The following is a 17,515-nucleotide window of genomic DNA, read 5'->3' on the forward strand; positions in this document are numbered from 1 at the left end:
ATAGGAGAACCGCATGCCACCGCTCGTCCCACCCAGCTGTGAGCCCTTCAATCACTCAGGGTTTTGGCGCAAGCTCAAGGTCTTGGCCAAACGGGCCGGCCGCCCTTTGGTTGAGGCCTGTCTGTTGCTCTACTACACCCGCCAGAAAGCACACCTGCCGTTGTGGGTCAGGATGCTGATAACCAGTGCCTTGCTCTATTTTATCGCCCCCATTGACGCTATCCCAGACCTGCTACCGATGGGCCTTGGCGATGACCTCGCTGTGCTGAGTGCCACCCTCGCCAGCATCATTGCCTTTATCGATGACGGTATCCGTGCCCTGGTCGCCAGCAAGCTGCGTGACCTGTTCGACCAAGATTAGCCCCTAAGGAGAACACCATGCCTATCTCCTTCGAGCGAGGCGACATGACCCTGCCCATCGCCTAGGTAGGGGTCACTTCCCGGCACCAGCCCATAGTGCCGGACAGCGTGCCGCACCCAATCGCCTCGAGCTCTCCTTGCCCCTCAGGGCAGGCCCGGAAGTTTCTCCGGGATCCAGGTCATAGTGCCGGAACCTGCACCGGAAAAAGCGGCGGGAGTGACAATGCACATGCCTACTGAGCTGATGCGAGGTAGAAAGCCAACGACCTCAACCGAAGCCACTTCTCTGTGCCACTAGACTACTCAACCTGAACCAACAACACCTCTGCATTTAGCCCCGGTATGCCTCGCGCTACCGGGGTCTTTCTTTTTCAGGAGACCACTATGCGTTACCACAAACTCAAAGCCGGGGAATGCCCCGGCACTTATGTCGTCACGGAGCCCGTGACCGAGCAAGACCTGCTGCGTATTGCCAACCAAATTGCCCGCAAACGGCTGGCCAAAGGCACTGCCATCACCAGTACCACAGAGGCCGCCGAACGGCTGAAAACCTTACTACAAGACCGGGAGCATGAGGTGTTTGGCGCACTGTTCCTCGACTCCCAACACCGTGTACTGGCCTTTGAGGAGTTGTTTCGCGGCACCTTGGGCAGCGCCAGCATCTATCCACGGGAAGTGGTCAAGCGGGCTCTGCAACTCAACTGCGGGGCCATCATCGTGGTGCACAATCACCCCAGCGGTGACCCGGAACCTAGCCACTCAGACAGGGTCTTTACTCAGGCCCTCAGAGAGGCCTTAGCTCTGGTGGATGTGCGGTTGCTCGATCATCTGGTGGTTGGCGCTGAGGGCGTGGTATCGCTGGCTGAACGGGGGATGCTTGTCGGATAGTCACCGCGACCATCCCATCGATCATCAACAAACAACATAAAGGGCCAGCCCTCACAGGCTGGCCCTTTGCATCCTTGGAGTCACCGAACATGACCCGTCTTATCACCGCGCTCGAGGTGCATCGCTATGCCCCCGAGCTTAACAAGTTGCATCTGTGCAACCGGCAGACGTTACCCGCTCCCGGCATCACCACCATCAAGGAGGCCAAAGCTCGCCTGTTTGGCCGCTGGCAGCCAGGACATCAGGTGACCATCACCGTGAGCCATCCCGACTACGTCAATCTATCCCGGCTCTACCGAGGGCGACTGACAAACCTGAGCGGACTCCCTGAGCATCTGACCAAGCTACGCCAGCGTCACAATGTGCCTGGCACCATTATCGACATTCAACTTAGGTATCGCTAATCATGACCACGACAACCACCAACCTCAATAACCAACAACCCGCAACACCAGGCCAGCCCACCCGGATTTTTGCACAGTGGGGCTTGCCCCATACCGTTACACCGCGCTTTGGCGCTCGTCTCATCCAGGATCATCATCGCCTGCACTTTCTGTCAGACCGGGCTTCACTGGTAGGTGAATGGGAAGAGGTGGCTATCGACCAGCTTGAAGCGGTTTTCCCGTCCATAATCAAGGAACTGGAAAGCAAACTGCTGACCGGTGAGCTCGATACCCGACGCCAACAGCGCATCACCATCCAGCACAATGAATTTACCTGCGAAGCCGATACCCTGGGCAGCCAGGGTTAAGTCTATCTCGTGATTGACCCTACGGCTGGCACGGTGCGGGGTCGTGACCTCACATCCGACTGTGGTAACATTTCGCTACCTATTCGACCGTGATAAGTGTGTAGGTCGTGGGGAAGACCAATTTGTGGCCCTCCATTTGTTTTTACGTTTTTACAGCATTAGTTGCAGCTACATACCCGAAATTTATAATAGCTGCCAACCATGACGTTACGCATAGAAGGGGCAAGATTCACTTGGATAAACTGGCTGCTATGTGGCTCGCGAGAGAGGTCTAAGGAGGTCATCCGTTTTTTACTCAGAATGCCATCTTCTTCTCAAGCCATTGAATAAGTTGAAATATATATCCCCCAGTCTGAGGAAACAAAACTATGCCCCAACGCGTTACTGAACTGCACTGCATTGTCCCCATCTGTAACATCAGCTCTGTTATGCAACACGGTATACTCTCCTATGAAAGAGCTGCTGCGTTACCCCATACGTCGGTGGCCATGCAGGCAGTGCAAGATCGGCGCGACTTAGTACAGATTCCTAGAGGATTGAAGCTACATCAATACGCTAATCTCTACTTTCATGCTCGAAATCCTATGATGTATCTGCGAAAGGGCCAAGCAGAGCAGTTGTGTGTCTTGAAAGTATCTAGGAATGTACTAGCGGTCGCTAGCGTCGTGATAGCTGACCAAAACGCATCCAGTACCTATGTTCGTTTTTTGAGCCCACAGCAGTTAGCCTCTCTGAATCTTGACAGGGTGTATGCCCAAGATTGGAGGAGCGATGACCAGATCACCTATTTTCAACAGAAGGCTGCAAAGTGCGCAGAAGTATTAGTTCCGTACAGTGTTCCTCAATCTCTGATTATCGGGGCTTACGTGGTGAATGATACCGCGAAGTCTTCGCTTCAAGCGACGGGCTTTAGTCTGCCGATAACTATCAATCCCGATCTGTTTTTCTATTGAGGCACGTCATGGTCGAAGTAATGATTGGCGACATCTTTGAGACCCGTTCGAGCACCATCGTTAACGCAGTTAACTGTGTAGGAGTGATGGGAAAAGGTGTCGCTAGCGAATTCAAAAAACGTTTCCCAAAGATGTTCAGCGACTATGCAGCCCGCTGTGCAGCCAAAGAAGTCAAACTGGGTGAGCCCTATCTTTATCAGGATATACTGGGTACATCAGTTATTAACTTCCCAACTAAAGGCCACTGGCGATCTACATCCAGACTCACAGATGTGGTAAATGGACTCGATTACCTGCTTGCACATGTACCACAATGGGGCATTCAATCGCTTGCTATCCCTCCCCTAGGTTGTGGCAACGGAGGCCTTGACTGGGCGGTAGTCGGCCCGATCATGTATCAGAAGCTCTCAACGTTGAATATCACTGTCGAGATTTACGCTCCTTACGGCACGCCACAAGAACAACTTACTACAGCATTTCTCCAGCAATCTATTACTACTGACAATATCAAAGGACGACAGCAACAGCGACTAAACCCAGAATGGTTAACACTGTTAGAGGTCGTAGATGAACTTACAAAGCAGCCTTATGCCAACCCAGTTGGTAGAACGATTTTCCAGAAAATCGCCTACATCCTGACCGAGCAGGGAGTTAACACTGGCTTTACCTTTCAGCAGGCCAGTTATGGCCCTTTCTCTGAACAGCTACAAGAGGCAGTGAAAGTCTTTGCTAATACCAACCTCATCGAAGAGCAGACGCTAGGACGCATGACCGCCATTCGTGTCGGTCCTGCTTATGTCGAGTTTCGTGAGACCTATGCGGATGTGCTAAACGGCTATCGACGTAAAATCGTTAAGACCGTTGACCTATTTAGCAGAATCAAATCCACCGAGCAGGCAGAGGAGGTAGCGACTGTGCTATATGCTGCGCGCCAGTTAAAGCAACAAGGCCACGCGAGTGAAGTATCAGAAGCAGATATCTATCGTTATGTGCTGGAGTGGAAGAAATCCTGGAACAAAGAGGATAAACGCTTGGCACTTGCTGGCACTATCCGCAACCTTGAAATATTGAACTGGATGCGTCTACAACACAGTGCTGAACTCGTAATAGAATAACAACCCCCGTCGTTCCACTAATGGGCCTTAGCTCGCTTGACTAAGGCCCTTCTCTTTTGGTTTCTCGTTTAATCGATCCTGTTCACAGCACCGCTTGATACTTGACGATATGATAATGTCTCAAACATGTGTGTATGCTTGGTCACGGTAAGTGTAGCTGCCGCCTTGTACAGCACAGAGCAGCGAAAAATGTTTCAGGCTAGAACATAAAGGTACAGAGTTTTTTATATGCAAATGCGCCTATTTCCCGCACTAATCTTGTTTCTTGGCTCTTACTTTCCACTGAGTCTAATTTTGCTGATTCAAGATATTAAGGAATCTTCGTGGAAGGCTTCTGTTTGCAGGATCTCGGAGATTTCCTCTTGCTATCTTCCTGAGCTGACAAATCCCGATAGGGTACTAGGCCTACTTGGGATTTGTGCGTTAAGTCTCATCGTCTTCATGGTTTTAATGAAGAACCTGTCAGGGTACTCGAATCTTGAGGTTGTTGATTCGAAGTCAGTCCCGAACGATCTCATCAACTACGTTTTCCCTTACGTCGTTTCCTTCATGGGCCTCGATTTAGGTATAGATGGAAAATTTTTCGGATTTTTGCTCTTCATCGTGTTGATGTTTGTCATCACTTACCGATCTGGGCAAATCCTAATGAACCCCGTCTTGTTGGTTGCTGGTTGGCAATTGTTCGAACTGAACATCGTGACCGAGGGGAATAAACGCTGTGTAAAGGCACTTTCCAAAGAACAGGTCAAGTCAGGCGATCACCTTGAATCCTGCTTGGTACATGGAATTTATGTTTTATATCGGGGAGAAAAATGACTGTAACACAAGATCTGCAAGCCTTTACGGCTTTCGATGTCACTCAGGCAATCGCATCGCTTTGGATTTTTAAGAAACGGCCTGCGACTGAGAAAATGAACCCCTTTACAGCCGTATCTGTAGTAATGAGTGATACTTTGAGAGTCCAGCTAAAAGAGCTGGCTTCAAGCTACCAAACTAGTCATACGATTGCTGAGGAATATAACCTACTGAGTCAGCCGAGTGAAGGTGGCTTCCTTGCAGTCTCTCGCGAAGCGACTCTGTTTCCCAATCTCCAAGGGTTAATTAACCAACCCTTAGAGGAATGCTTGGTTAAAAATGTGAAACAGCTGAATAATGCCGCTGGATATGTACTTCGTCTACGCCACGGTGAATCAGTAATCTACTGCGTTAAAAAAGCAAATGCAGACTGGGCTACCCGGAAAAAAAAGGGGATGATGAACATCTTCTTCACTGAGGCTGGACTCGATATTATGGAGAGTCCGTCATTTAGCATTGCTCGCAGCTTTGATTTTTTTGTAGTAGGCGAGAACGTGTTCATAACAAACAAGCCTGCATTTGAATCCCTTTTGAGTCACAATGACACTTACGAAGAAGCGTACGTAGCTCTGAAACAAGAGCCCGGATTTTCAGCGGCTATAGCTAATTTGGCGGTGTTTGATGCCTTCATCGGCAAGAATGCTACGCATTTGCGTCGAATGGCTGTAGTCAAGGCTCGGGGTTACTACAACAATCTCAATTACATGACTCGTCTTCGTGAAATCAATACGCTACGGGGTTGGGGTATCCAGTTTGACGAACAGGGGAGAATTGAGGCAACCCCAGAAAAGATGCGTGATATTTTGCACATCCTACTCGACCACCGACTACGTTCGGAACTTTCTGACAATCAATACGATGTACCATCAACCACCCCCGTAGTTTAACCAAGCAGATGACCGATACGCCATTCTACTAGCCCTGGAGTTGATCGAATAGCTTTTGAGCCTTATCGAGCAAAGTGTGCCGGTATTACTCGAAGGTTACCAGCCCTAAGCCCGTCATGACTCCACAATAAAACAGATAACAAGAGAGGGCCAATGGCCCTCTCTTGTTATAGGTAACTTGAAGGGGGTCGTGGCAATGACCTGTCCAAAGGAGTGCTATCAAGGGGTAGGGCAGCCAACACCTAATGGCATACTCGCTGGCATACCAAAAATTGCAGACACAAAAAAAACCCAACTGAATCAATCAGTTGGGCTATATAGATGGCGGAGGGGGTGGGATTTGAACCCACGGATGGTCGCCCATCGCCGGTTTTCAAGACCGGTGCATTCAGCCGCTCTGCCACCCCTCCGAACGGCGTGCATACTACGTCAGGCCCTTGTTCATATGCAATACATATTTGTTCTGGAACAATAAGCTACAACTGGTTGGAGGGCCGCTTGAAATCAGCGCTCGTCATCCACACATTCAGTGCATACAATGCGTTAACGAAGCGGAATCTGCCGCCTCAACCCGGAAATCAAGAGGACATCAAGATGGATACCCGTTCTATCTACACTGGCACCCAGGGTGCCGTGCGCGACACCAACAAGGTGCTGCGCAACACCTATATGCTGCTCTCCCTCACTCTTGGCTTCTCCGCCGTGGTGGCCGGGATCGCGACCGTGATGAACATGCCGCCCCTGCACTGGGCCATCTTCCTCATCGGCGTATACGGTCTGATGTTCCTGACCGAGAAGAACCGTGACAACGGCATGGGGCTGGTCTTCACCTTCGCCCTGACCGGCCTGCTGGGCTATAGCCTGGGCCCCATCATCAACATGTACATGAACAACGGCGGCGGCGAGATCGTGATGACCGCCCTCGGCGGCACCGCCCTGACCTTCTTCGGTCTGTCGGCCTATGCCCTGACCACCAAGCGGGATCTCTCCTTCCTCGGCGGCATGCTGTTCGTCGGTTTCTGGGTGCTGCTGGTGGCCATGGTCGCCAACATCTTCCTGCAGATGAGCGCCCTGAGCCTGGCCCTGTCCGCCATGTTCATGCTGTTCTCCTCCGGCGCCATCCTGCTGACCACCCAGCAGATAGTGCGCGGCGGCGAGACCAACTACATCTCCGCCACCGTGACCCTGTATGTCTCCATCTACAACATCTTCCTGAGCCTGCTGAGCCTGCTCGGCGGCAACCGCAACTAATCTGGTTCGCTGTACGGAAAACCCCGCTTCGGCGGGGTTTTTATTGTCCGCCGCCCCTGCTAGGGTGAAGGCGTAGTCAATGAACCGGCATGAAGAACCCGGCCCTGATTTGGATCAGGGCTCTTTCGTGGCCAACCGGCTATGCTCTCGCTTTCGATTCGCTCAAGGGTTTCACCTGTCCCATGTCCATGGATTTTGCCAGTCTGCTGCACCACTCAATGATTGCTCACCCTGTCGATAACAAGGCGCACGAGGACAGCCTCCCCCATGCCCATTGATCTCGCCGGCCTGCTGCGCCGCCTGCTGTCTGACAGCCATATCTACTTCGCCCTCAAGGTGCTGCTGGCCATCCTGGGGCTGCTCGCCTTCGCCCTGGTGCAGGGTGACATCCAGCTCACCGTGCTGCTCTCCCTCGGGGTGGTGGCCGGCGCCATCGCCGAGACCGACGACAGCCTCTGGGGCCGGGTGAAGAACCTCGCCATGACGCTGGTGTGCTTCCTGTTCGCCTCCCTGTGCGTGCAGTATCTCTTCCCCACCCCCTGGCTGTTTGCCCTGGGGCTCGCGGGTTCCACCTTCATCTTCGTGATGGTGGGGGCGCTCGGGCAGCGCTACGCCACCATCAGCTTCGGCTCCCTGCTGATCGCCATCTACACCATGCTGGGAGCCGCCAAGGCGCCGGATCTCTTCTACCAACCCCTGGCGCTGGGCGCTGGGGCCCTCTGGTACGGGCTGGTCTCCCTCGTCTGGCTCTGGCTGCTGCCCTACAAGACCCTGCACGAGCAGCTCGCCCAGAGCTATTTCGCCCTGGCCCGCTATCTGCTGGAGAAATCCCGCTTCTTCCCGGCTGACGAACACGGCGCCCAGGCCATTCGCCACAACCTGGCCCAGCTCAACATCAACCTGGTCAGCGCCCTGAACCTGACCAAGACAGCCCTCAACGCTCGGTTGAATGCCCGCTCAGGCCGTCGTCATCAGGTGGCCCCCGAGCTCGCCAGCCTGCTGCGGCTCTACCTGCTGGCGCTGGAGATCCAGGAACGCGCCACCTCCAGCCACTACCCCTACAGCAAGCTGGAGGCCGAACTCAAGCAGGGCATAGTGCTGGACGGCTTCCAGGAGGTGTTCCTGCAGCTCTCCGAGGCGTGTCAGCAGCTCGGCTACGCCATCCTGGTGCACAAGCCCTACGTCCATCACAAGCGCATCCACTGGACCCTGGAGGCCCTCGGCGATCAGCTGGAGTTCACCCACCTCAAGCAGCACTATCCCAAGACATTGCTGACGCCGATGAAGTTCCTGCGTCGCAACCTCGCCAGCATCAACCAGCTGCTGACCAGTGCCGAGGATCTGCAAAATCCGGCCTTGCCTCCCGCGGATCTGCCCGCCCTCGCCAACCCGGCCCCCTTACCGCTGCTGGCCCTGTTCAAGCAACACCTGACCCCTAACTCCATGGTGTTTCGCCACGCCCTTCGGTTGTCCCTCGGCCTGGTGGTGGGTTACGGCATACTGCAGGCGTTCCAGCTGGACAAGGGCTACTGGATCCTGCTGACGGTGCTGTTCGTCTGCCAGCCCAGCTACAGCGCCACCCGCCGCCGGCTGGTGCAGCGCATGCTCGGCACCTTCGCCGGCATCCTCATCGGCGTGCCCGTGCTCTGGCTCTTCCCCGAGCTGCACCTGCAACTGGGGATCATGGGGCTCGCCGCCTTCCTGTTCTTCACCCAGGTGCGCAGCAACTACAGCGCCGCCGTCTGCTTCATCACCCTCTATGTGCTGATGGCCTTCAACCTGCTGGACGGCATCGGCTTCGCCATCCTGGGGCCCCGTCTGCTCGACACCCTGCTCGGCTGCCTGCTCTCCTATGCGCTGGTGGCCTGGCTCTGGCCGGACTGGCAGTACAAGCGGCTGCCGAGCCTCATCGCCAACTCTCTGTCCGCCAACGCCCGCTACCTCTCGGCGGTGCTCGCCAGCCTGCACCGTCAGCGGGACGAATCCCTCGACTATCGGGTCGCCCGCAAGTGCGCCCACCTCGCCGACAGCGAGCTCGCCATGGCCTGGCAGAGCATGCTGGTGGAGCCGAGCAAGCGCCGCCGCTTCCTCGATCTCTGCTTCACCCTCACCTGGCGCAACCACGCCCTGCTCTCCTACATCTCGGCCCTCGGCGCCCATCGCGACAAGCTGGAAGCCATCTCTGGGCTCGACGAGATCGGCCGCCACATCAGCCACACCCTGGAACGGGCCGCCGGTCATCTGGCGGGGGAGATGCCGGCGCGGCTGGAGGGGCAGTGCCCGGAGCTTGCCCCGGACAGCAGCGAGGAGCAGTTGATGCTGACCCAGCAGCTCACCCTCATCAGCGAGCTGGCGGACGAGTTGCTGGCTCTGGCCAACCAGAGCCGGTTGCTCACACAGGGACAAGGCGCTACCATGCCCGCCCAATCCTGATCCCCCCCTTCGCGAGGAGCCCCCTATGTCTGAGCATCATCAGCTGGAATTCAACGGCCAAACCATAGAAACCGATGCCAAGGGCTATCTGCGCCACAGCGAGGAGTGGAGCGAGGCGCTGGCGCTGGTGCTGGCCGAGCGGGAGGGCATAGTGCTGGAGGAGCCCCATTGGGAAGTGGTGCGCTTCGTGCGGGCCTTCTATCTGGAGTTCAACACCTCCCCCGCCATCCGCGCCCTGGTCAAGGCGATGGAGAAGCAGTACGGCCCCGAGAAGGGCAACAGCCGCTATCTCTACAAACTGTTCCCCGAAGGGCCCGCCAAGCAGGCCACCAAGATCGCCGGCCTGCCAAAACCGGTGAAATGCATCTAATAAAAAAACCGCGCCAAGGCGCGGTTTTTTTATTGCAGATGAAGGGGTCAGCCTCAGGGGTTGTAGGCCACCACAGAGCCACCGAGCCCGGTCATCTGGCTTATCTTGCTCTGCATGCCCTGCAGCCTGGCCTTGGAGACATCCGGTCCGATGAAGACCCGGGTGATCTGACCCTGTACCGGGGTTCTCGGCGAAGTCTGGGCCGAGTAGCCGGCAGCCCGCAGCTTGCTCACCAGGGCATTGACGCTCTCTGCGTTCTTGAAGGCGCCGAGCTGCAGGATCCAGCTGCCCTGGGCCGGGGCGACGGCAGGAGCCGGCGTAGTCATCTTGCTCGCGATGAGATCGTCCATGGTCTTGATCTGGCCAACCTGGGGCTTGCTCGGCTCAGGCTTTTTCACCTCCACCGGCTTGGGGGGCACAGGTTTGGGTTTGGGCTGCTCCACCGGTTTCTGGGCCACCACCTCGGGTTTGGGCTGAGGCTTGGGTTGAACCGCAGGTTGCGTCACAGGCTGGGTTGTCGGCGCAGTGGCCGGCTGCTGCGGCTGCTGACCGTTGTTCGCCAGGGTGACCGTATTGCCTATCTCCTCCACCTGCCACTGCTGGGCGGCAGAGGCCTGTTGCTGGCTCGCCAGATGTTCGGCAGGCAAGGTGCTCGCGGCCGAGACCTGCAGCTCGGGCTTGGCCGGCTCGAGCTCGGGGCGCAGCGGGATGTTGGCGAACGCCTCGTCCTTTTGCTCCAACTTGTTGCCGTCCATCAGATCCGGCAGAAAGATGACCACCAGGGCGACCAGGATGACGGTCCCCACCAATCTGTTTTGAAACTTCGAAGCCAAGTTAAGTCCTACCCATATTGCTTAATCGATGATGCGAACAAGAGTGGAAAGCGACTCAAGCACGCGTCGCCAACACCTCGGCGACAGTGTAAAACGAGCCGAACACAATGACCATATCATCAGGACTCGAAGCGGCCAGCGCTGCCTCATAAGCCTCGGTCACCGACTCGAACTGTACGGCCTGACCCTGCTCGCCCGGCGTTGCAACTAATAGTGCGGTCGCGAGCTGGGCCGAGGTGGCGGCGCGGGGGCCGTGCAGGCTCGCGAGATACCACGCATCGATAAGTCCATCGAGTTCCGCAAGCGAACCCGCCATGTCCTTGTCTTTGAGCATGCCGACCACGGCGCGCCGTTCTCCTCGGCAGGGGATCTGGCGCAGCTGGCTCGCGAGATAGGCCGCCGAGTGCGGGTTGTGGGCCACATCGACGATGACCAGAGGGTCGCTTTGCAGGCGTTGCATCCGCCCCGCCAATCGGGCATCCGCCAGCCCCTGCCGAATGGCGGCGTCCGGCAATGGCAGCCCCAGGGACTCCAACGCCGCCATAACTGTCACCGCGTTCATCAGCGGCAGGGCAGGCTTCGGCAGGCCGAGCCAGTGGTGCAGGCCATGATAATCCCAGGCGGTCTCGTGCTCTTCCCCATGAAAATCGATGCCGACCTGGCGCAAGCTGGCACCGAGGCGCTGCGCTTCGCTGGCGATGGTGGCGGGCGGGTTCGGCTCGCCGCTGATGGCGGGCTTGGCCTTGCGATAGACGCCGGCCTTCTCCACCGCCACCGCTTCCCGGGTATCCCCGAGCCAGTCGCAGTGATCCAGCGCGATGGAGGTGATCATGGCGACATCGGACTCCACCACATTGGTGGCATCGAGGCGGCCGCCCAGCCCCACTTCCAGCAAGAGCACGGCCGGCGCGGCGCGCCGGAACAGCCAGAGCCCGGCCAGGGTCGCGAATTCGAAGAAGGTGAGCGCTATCTCGGCGCGGGCAGCTTCCACCGCGGTGAAGGCCTCGCAGTGCGCGCTATCGGAGAGCTCGACACCGTCGATGCGCACCCGCTCGGTAAAGCGCAGCAGGTGCGGCGAGGAGTAGACCCCCACCTTGTAACCGGCGGCCATCAGTATGCTGGCGGCCATGGCGCAGGAGGATCCCTTGCCATTGGTGCCCGCCACCGTGATCACCTTGAACGGCAGCTCGGTGAGCCCCATGCGACGGGCGACGACCCCGACCCGATCCAGCCCCATGTCGATATTGACCGGGTGGATCTGCTCCAAATAAGAAAGCCAGTCGCTGAGCGACCGGCTTTGGGAAGATTGCATCTGTGAACTCATCTTACTCTTCGATGACTTGAGTGTTCATCAGCTTGGCCAGCAGGCCGGCCAGGCGGTTGCGCATCTCGCGGCGATCGATGATGAGATCGATGGCGCCCTTCTCCAGCAGGAACTCGGAGCGCTGGAAGCCTTCCGGCAGCTTCTCGCGCACTGTCTGCTCGATGACGCGGGGGCCGGCGAAGCCGATCAGTGCCTTGGGCTCGCCCACGTTGATGTCACCCAGCATGGCGAGACTCGCGGAGACGCCACCCATGGTGGGGTCGGTCAGCACGGAGATGAACGGCAGACCAGCCTTGGTCAGCCTGTCCAGCGCCGCACTGGTCTTGGCCATCTGCATCAGGGAGAACAGGGCTTCCTGCATACGCGCCCCACCGGAAGTGGAGAAGCAGACCAGGCCGCGGCCTTCCTTGATGCTCTCCTCAACGGCACGCACGAAGCGGGCACCGACCACGGAGGACATGGAGCCCCCGATGAAGGAGAACTCGAACGAACAGGCGACGATCGGCACCCCCTTGAGGGTCCCCTTCATCACCACCAGCGCATCTTTTTCTCCCGTCTCTTTCTGAGCGGCAGACAAACGATCCTTGTAGCGCTTGGAATCCTTGAATTTCAAGATGTCCTGCGGCTCCAGCTCGGCAGCCACTTCACTGCGGCCTTCGACGTCGAGGAAGCTCTCGAGACGGGCGCGGGCACTAATCCGCATATGATGATCACACTTGGGGCACACTTCGAGATTGCGCTCCAGTTCTGCCCGGTAGAGTACCTGTTCGCAAGACGTGCACTTGGTCCACACCCCTTCCGGGATGTTGTGACGACGGGGTGTCGTGATCTTGCTCTTGGGAAGGATCTTCTCAAGCCAGCTCATGGAATTCCTTAATGCTTTTGTGCCTGACAAAACACATCGGGCCTTGGTTGTTCAATGACTTAAGGGCTCGATGGCAATAAATAACGGGTCATTAAACCACAAATTTTCGGGCCCAGTTACTAAAAACTGGTCGTACCCGGTGCCGAGTCCGGCAGCCAGAGCGGGCCGAGGGGCAGCCGGGGCAGACCGAACTCATCCGGGTAATCCACGTCCACCAGATAGAGCCCCCCCGCCTTGGCGGTGGGTCCGGCCAGGTTGCGATCCTTCTGGGCCAGCACCTCGGCGATCCACTCCACCGGTTGGAGCCCCTGCCCCACCAGCAACAGGGAGCCGGTGATGTTGCGCACCATGTGGTGCAAGAAGGCGTTGGCGCGGATATCCAGCACTATATAGGGGCCCTGGCGGCTCACGCACAGGTGCGTCACGTTGCGCCAGGGGGTGTTGGACTGACAGGCGATGGCCCGGAAGGTACTGAAGTCGTGCTCCCCGATGAGGCTCTGGCCCGCCTGGTGCATCAGCGCCGCGTCTATGGTCTCGTGGTAGTGGCTGACGCCGCTGCCGAGGATGGCCGGACGATAGTTGTGGTTGTAGATGACGTAGCGGTAGCGACGGGCGGTGGCGCTGAAGCGGGCGTGGAACGTCTCGTCCACCTCCTTGACCCAGCGCACGCCGATGTCCGGCGGCAGGTTGGAGTTGAGCCCCAGGGTCCAGGCGGACTCGGCGCGATTGGACTCGGTATCGAAGTGGATCACCTGGCCGGTGGCGTGGACCCCGGCATCGGTACGGCCGGCACACTGGATGGACACAGGGTGGTTGGCGATGCGGCTGATGGCTTTTTCCAGCTCTTCCTGGACGCTGATCACTTCTCGCTGACGCTGCCAGCCGAAGTACCGGCTGCCGTCATATTCAATACCTAGGGCGATTCGCATGGATGAAACTTGTCTTATGGGGAAAGGATGAAAGAAACGGGGCGGATTATACCCGCTTGGCACAAAAGTCCCAAACTCGCACCCCGGGCTGCTCAGGGCTGGTGCCTTCGCCGACGGCACGCCGATATCCGCAGACGGCCAGGCTGCCAAGCTGCCAAGCTGCCAGTGAAACAAAAAGGCAGCCCGCAGGCTGCCTTCATATCCGTGGTTCGGCTTATCCCAGGCGCTTGAGCAGCTTCTCTGCCTCGTTGCGCTGGTGTTCGCTGCCCTGGGCCGCGGCCTCCTGCAGCAGCTCACGGGCGCTCTCCTTGTCGTCGATCTCGAGGTAGGCGCGAGCCAGATCCAGCTTGGCCCCCACACCGCCATCGTCCGCATCCACATCGAAGCCGGTGGACTCCGGCAGCACCTCGGGGAAACCGTCCAGCCCCACGTCCAGGGAGAAGCCCTGATAAGGCTCCTGCTCGGTGCTGCTGGCGTTGGCCTCGGCCAGGAGCTTGTCGATCTCGACGTAGTCGTTCGCCTGGGCCTGCTCGCGGGGCTTCACCTCGCTCGGCGCCGGATGGGATTCCACCTCGGTGAAGGCATCCTCGAAATCGGCGAGGGCCAGCTCGTTGGGATCCCAGGTGTCCTGCTTGCTTGTCTGATCGAGTGCCTGATCGGGGGCCTGCTTGGGCTCGGGCTCGAGGCCGAGCTCCGCCAGCATGTCGTCCACGTCGCTCTTGCCATAAGCTCCGGCGTCGTTCTGCGCCGCCGGCGCCTTATCGGCGGGCTCGTCGAAGGCAGACTCGAAATCGCTCAGGTCGAAGTTGGCCAGCTCGTCGTCCCGGCGACTCGGCGCTGCGGACTCCTTGGCCAGATCGGCGTCGAGATCCGCGTCCAGCTCGGCAAAGAGGGCCGCCTGCAGCTCCTCTTCAGTCATGATCTCATCGCGGGCACCCTTGGGCTTGTCGAACTCCCGGGAGAGGTCGAGATCCGGCTCGGACTCGATGTCGAAGCCCCCCTCATGGGCCAGATCCAGTTCGGGTACCAGATCCGGATCCCGGTTCGCCGTGGTCACGGCGGGCTCCACATCGAAGGCGGAGAGGGCCAGCTCGCCGTCATCGCTGAAGATGACATCATTCTTGCTCTGACCCTCCTCCAGAGCGCTCTCCGGTCCGTTGCGATCCGGTATGGGGCGCATGGGCTCGTCGTCAGCGATGCCCACCGTCATCAGCTGATCGAACTCGCTGCTCTCGTCCCCCATCACCATGGAGGTGGATTCGGAGAGGCTCTTCTCCTGCTCTTCCAGCTCGCGCCGGGCACGGGCCCGCAGCCAGAGCGTCACCAGCGCCAGCACCAGCAGCACGGGCAGCAGGATGATCATGGCGAGGTTCAGCGGTGAGGCGAGCAGCTCCATCACCCAGTTCTGTTTGGGTTCTGGGACCACCACGGGGGGCACCGGCTTGGCCTTGAGCTCGGCCACCTCTTTTTGCAGTGCGGTCTGATCCTGCAGCTGGGCCTTGAGGGTCTCCACCTCTTCGGTCAGGGACTGCAGACGCAGCTTGAGCCTGTGGTTCATCTCGGTGACCTGGCCGAGCTGGGCGTTGGCATCTTCCAGCGCCAGCGCCATCTCGGTGGACGGCTTGCCGACCGGTGCCGCCACGTCGGCGGGCAGCGGGGCCGGCGCCGTGCCGGCGGCCGCACTCACCGGACTCGCGACCGGCTCGGCGGTCTTGGCGACCTCCTTCGCTTCGCTCGCCACTGGCGGAGTCACCTTGGGCGCCGCCGGAATGGGGGCGGCCTTGGCCACCGGAGCCTTGACGGGCGCGGCGACGACCTTGGTCTGAGGCTTGGCGGCCTCGGCCTGCTTGCTGGCCAGGTATTTGGGACTCAGCCCCTTCCAGCTGGCGTTGTCGCTGTTGAAGCGGCGACGGGCCTCGGCATCCGTGATGCGGTTTGCCTCGGCCGCCGTGGGCAGCAGGATGCGGGACCCCACCAGGATGTGGTTGATGTTGCCATCGGCGAAACTGCGGGGATTCTTGTCGTAGATCGCCACCATGGTCTGGTAGACGGTCACCCGGTTGGAGGGTCTGTGCTTGCTCGCCAGGCTCCAGAGGGTATCGGTGGAACGGACAGGGCCATAGCTGCCAGCCTGGGTGCCCGGCACCTGACGGACGATGGGCTGCACCTTGGGCAAGGTGACGGGGGCGACCGGCTGGGCCTGGGGCTGTGGTTGCACCGCGGGGGGCGGCGTACCATCCGGGCCCTTGAGCTCGACGAAGAAAGGCTCGCGTCCCCCTTCGTCGGCCTGAACCGTGCCCAGAAGACCCAATGCCAGTAGCGTTGCCAGCGTTATGCGGGAGTGTCCCATGTTCGTTCCTTCGTATGACGGCCCTATCACATTGAAAAATCTGGATAGTTACCCCAAAACAATCGGCTCAATATAAATCAGGCGCGGGCCTCAAGCCAGCGATCCGACACATTTAGCGCTCAACTCGTGCCAGTGCACTGGCATCCGGCTAGAAAAAAGCTTAATCCACTGATCTCACGCCACATTATCAAATTTCTCGTCGGCGCCGTCAGTCCCGGCCGGGACCTTGCTGCCGACAGGCCCACGGGGTGAGACGCCTTCCCCACCCCGGGTCATTCAGGGGCTCAGAGGTAGTCGCGCACCAGCAGTTCGGCAATCTGCACGCTGTTGGTCGCCGCGCCCTTACGAACGTTATCGGCCACGATCCACATATTGATACCGCTGGGATGAGAAATATCCTGGCGCACCCGTCCCACCAGCACCTCATCCTTGCCGGTAGCGTCACGCACCGGGGTCGGGTAGTCGGCGTCGTCATCGAACAGGGTCACGCCCGGCGCATTGCGCAGCAGATCCTTGACCTGCTCGGCGTCCAGGGGCTGGTGCAGCTCGACGTGGACCGCCTCGGCGTGGCCGTAGAAGACCGGCACCCGCACGCAGGTGGGGTTCACGGCGATGCTGGCATCCCCCAGGATCTTCTGGGTCTCCCACACCATCTTCATCTCTTCCCGGGTGTAACCGTTGTCGGTGAAGGCGTCGATCTGCGGAATGAGGTTGAAGGCGATCTGCTGGGGGTAGAGGCTGGGCTCCACCGGGCGGCCGTTCAGCAGATGGGCGGTCTGGCCCGCCAGCTCGCTCACCCCCTCCTTGCCGGAGCCGGAGACGGACTGGTAGGTCGCCACGTTGATGCGGGCGATGCCCACCTCATCTTGCAGGGGCTTCAGGGCCACCAGCATCTGGATGGTGGAACAGTTCGGGTTGGCGATGATGTTGCGGTTGCGAAAATCCGCCAGGGCGTCCGGGTTCACCTCGGGGATCACCAGGGGAACGTCTTCGTCGTAACGGAAGCAGGAGGTATTGTCGATGACGATGCAGCCGTGCTCGGCGGCAATCGGTGCCCACTTGGCGGAGACTTCGGCGCCGGCGGAGAAGAGTGCTATCTGCACCTGGCTCCAGTCAAACGCTTCCACGTCCAGGATCTCGACGTTCTTGCCACCGAAGCGCACGGTATCGCCGGCGCTGCGGCTGGAAGCCAGCGGGTAGAGGGTCGCCACCGGGAAGGCACGCTCCTCCAGGATCTCGATCATGGCTTCACCCACGGCGCCGCTCGCGCCCAATACCGCTACGTTGAATTGCTGACTCATGTTCTCTCCTCTAAATGGTCCGGTGACGCACTGGCATCACCCTGTGGCAG

The 17,515-nt window shown here is 58.7% G+C and carries 18 protein-coding genes and 1 tRNA gene; 12 read left to right on the forward strand and 7 right to left on the reverse strand.

Features of this window, described 5'->3' with window-relative positions; translation table 11 throughout:
- Positions 1–13: 13 nt before the first annotated feature.
- The 8 genes from ACT5M9_RS03385 (at position 14) to ACT5M9_RS03420 (ending at position 5,809) form a co-directional block, all read left to right on the forward strand.
- Complete coding sequence (locus ACT5M9_RS03385; protein WP_457977934.1) at positions 14–361, forward strand: YkvA family protein; 348 nt, start codon at positions 14–16, stop codon at positions 359–361.
- A 383-nt stretch (positions 362–744) separates the two neighbouring features.
- The gene (locus ACT5M9_RS03390; RefSeq protein WP_457977932.1) at positions 745–1,248 is read left to right on the forward strand and encodes a RadC family protein; all 504 of its coding nucleotides are present in this window, start codon (positions 745–747) and stop codon (positions 1,246–1,248) included.
- An 89-nt stretch (positions 1,249–1,337) separates the two neighbouring features.
- Positions 1,338–1,652, forward strand: a complete 315-nt coding sequence (locus ACT5M9_RS03395; RefSeq protein WP_457977931.1) for a hypothetical protein — start codon at positions 1,338–1,340, stop codon at positions 1,650–1,652.
- Positions 1,653–1,654: 2 nt separating this feature from the next.
- A complete protein-coding gene (locus ACT5M9_RS03400; RefSeq protein ID WP_457977930.1) occupies positions 1,655–1,999 on the forward strand; it encodes a type IV toxin-antitoxin system YeeU family antitoxin in 345 nt (114 codons plus the stop codon).
- A 368-nt stretch (positions 2,000–2,367) separates the two neighbouring features.
- On the forward strand, positions 2,368–2,952 hold the full coding sequence (locus ACT5M9_RS03405) for a DUF4433 domain-containing protein (protein WP_457977928.1): 585 nt from the start codon (positions 2,368–2,370) through the stop codon (positions 2,950–2,952).
- Positions 2,953–2,960: 8 nt separating this feature from the next.
- Entirely contained in the window at positions 2,961–4,067 is a 1,107-nt protein-coding gene (gene darG / locus ACT5M9_RS03410) for a type II toxin-antitoxin system antitoxin DNA ADP-ribosyl glycohydrolase DarG (protein WP_457977926.1), read from the forward strand.
- Between the two features lie 234 nt (positions 4,068–4,301).
- On the forward strand, positions 4,302–4,883 hold the full coding sequence (locus ACT5M9_RS03415) for a KwaA family protein (RefSeq protein ID WP_520395671.1): 582 nt from the start codon (positions 4,302–4,304) through the stop codon (positions 4,881–4,883).
- The gene (locus tag ACT5M9_RS03420) at positions 4,880–5,809 is read left to right on the forward strand and encodes a Kiwa anti-phage protein KwaB-like domain-containing protein (protein WP_457977923.1); all 930 of its coding nucleotides are present in this window, start codon (positions 4,880–4,882) and stop codon (positions 5,807–5,809) included. The genes ACT5M9_RS03415 and ACT5M9_RS03420 overlap by 4 nt, the downstream gene beginning before the upstream one ends.
- 322 nt (positions 5,810–6,131) lie before the next feature.
- Here ACT5M9_RS03420 and ACT5M9_RS03425 read toward each other — a convergent pair.
- Positions 6,132–6,219: transfer RNA gene (locus ACT5M9_RS03425), tRNA-Ser, on the reverse strand.
- Positions 6,220–6,403: 184 nt separating this feature from the next.
- Here ACT5M9_RS03425 and ACT5M9_RS03430 point away from each other — a divergent pair.
- The 4 genes from ACT5M9_RS03430 (at position 6,404) to ACT5M9_RS03445 (ending at position 9,863) form a co-directional block, all read left to right on the forward strand.
- Entirely contained in the window at positions 6,404–7,060 is a 657-nt protein-coding gene (locus tag ACT5M9_RS03430; RefSeq protein ID WP_438548549.1) for a Bax inhibitor-1/YccA family protein, read from the forward strand.
- Positions 7,061–7,149: 89 nt separating this feature from the next.
- Positions 7,150–7,338 (forward strand): hypothetical protein, encoded by a 189-nt coding sequence (locus tag ACT5M9_RS03435; RefSeq protein WP_438548550.1) that lies wholly within the window; start codon positions 7,150–7,152, stop codon positions 7,336–7,338.
- On the forward strand, positions 7,328–9,493 hold the full coding sequence (gene yccS, locus ACT5M9_RS03440; protein ID WP_457977920.1) for a YccS family putative transporter: 2,166 nt from the start codon (positions 7,328–7,330) through the stop codon (positions 9,491–9,493). The genes ACT5M9_RS03435 and yccS overlap by 11 nt, the downstream gene beginning before the upstream one ends.
- A 25-nt stretch (positions 9,494–9,518) precedes the next feature.
- On the forward strand, positions 9,519–9,863 hold the full coding sequence (locus ACT5M9_RS03445; protein WP_438548552.1) for a TusE/DsrC/DsvC family sulfur relay protein: 345 nt from the start codon (positions 9,519–9,521) through the stop codon (positions 9,861–9,863).
- A gap of 53 nt (positions 9,864–9,916) precedes the next feature.
- Here the strand turns inward: ACT5M9_RS03445 and dedD are convergent, their stop codons facing one another.
- From dedD to ACT5M9_RS03475, 6 genes are all read right to left on the reverse strand, one after another.
- Positions 9,917–10,696: a cell division protein DedD gene (gene dedD, locus ACT5M9_RS03450; protein WP_457977918.1), complete on the reverse strand. Its 780-nt coding sequence runs from the start codon at positions 10,694–10,696 to the stop codon at positions 9,917–9,919.
- A 55-nt stretch (positions 10,697–10,751) separates the two neighbouring features.
- Positions 10,752–12,020, reverse strand: coding sequence for a bifunctional tetrahydrofolate synthase/dihydrofolate synthase (gene folC, locus ACT5M9_RS03455; RefSeq protein WP_457977916.1), 1,269 nt, complete (start codon positions 12,018–12,020; stop codon positions 10,752–10,754).
- A gap of 1 nt (position 12,021) precedes the next feature.
- The gene (gene accD, locus ACT5M9_RS03460; protein ID WP_457977914.1) at positions 12,022–12,885 is read right to left on the reverse strand and encodes an acetyl-CoA carboxylase, carboxyltransferase subunit beta; all 864 of its coding nucleotides are present in this window, start codon (positions 12,883–12,885) and stop codon (positions 12,022–12,024) included.
- A gap of 119 nt (positions 12,886–13,004) precedes the next feature.
- On the reverse strand, positions 13,005–13,814 hold the full coding sequence (gene truA, locus ACT5M9_RS03465; protein ID WP_457977912.1) for a tRNA pseudouridine(38-40) synthase TruA: 810 nt from the start codon (positions 13,812–13,814) through the stop codon (positions 13,005–13,007).
- Between the two features lie 214 nt (positions 13,815–14,028).
- Positions 14,029–16,164, reverse strand: coding sequence for a FimV/HubP family polar landmark protein (locus ACT5M9_RS03470; protein ID WP_457977910.1), 2,136 nt, complete (start codon positions 16,162–16,164; stop codon positions 14,029–14,031).
- Positions 16,165–16,448: 284 nt separating this feature from the next.
- On the reverse strand, positions 16,449–17,465 hold the full coding sequence (locus ACT5M9_RS03475; RefSeq protein WP_457977908.1) for an aspartate-semialdehyde dehydrogenase: 1,017 nt from the start codon (positions 17,463–17,465) through the stop codon (positions 16,449–16,451).
- Positions 17,466–17,515 lie beyond the last annotated feature (50 nt).

The sequence above is a fragment of the Aeromonas sp. AE23HZ002T15 genome, from assembly GCF_054165525.2.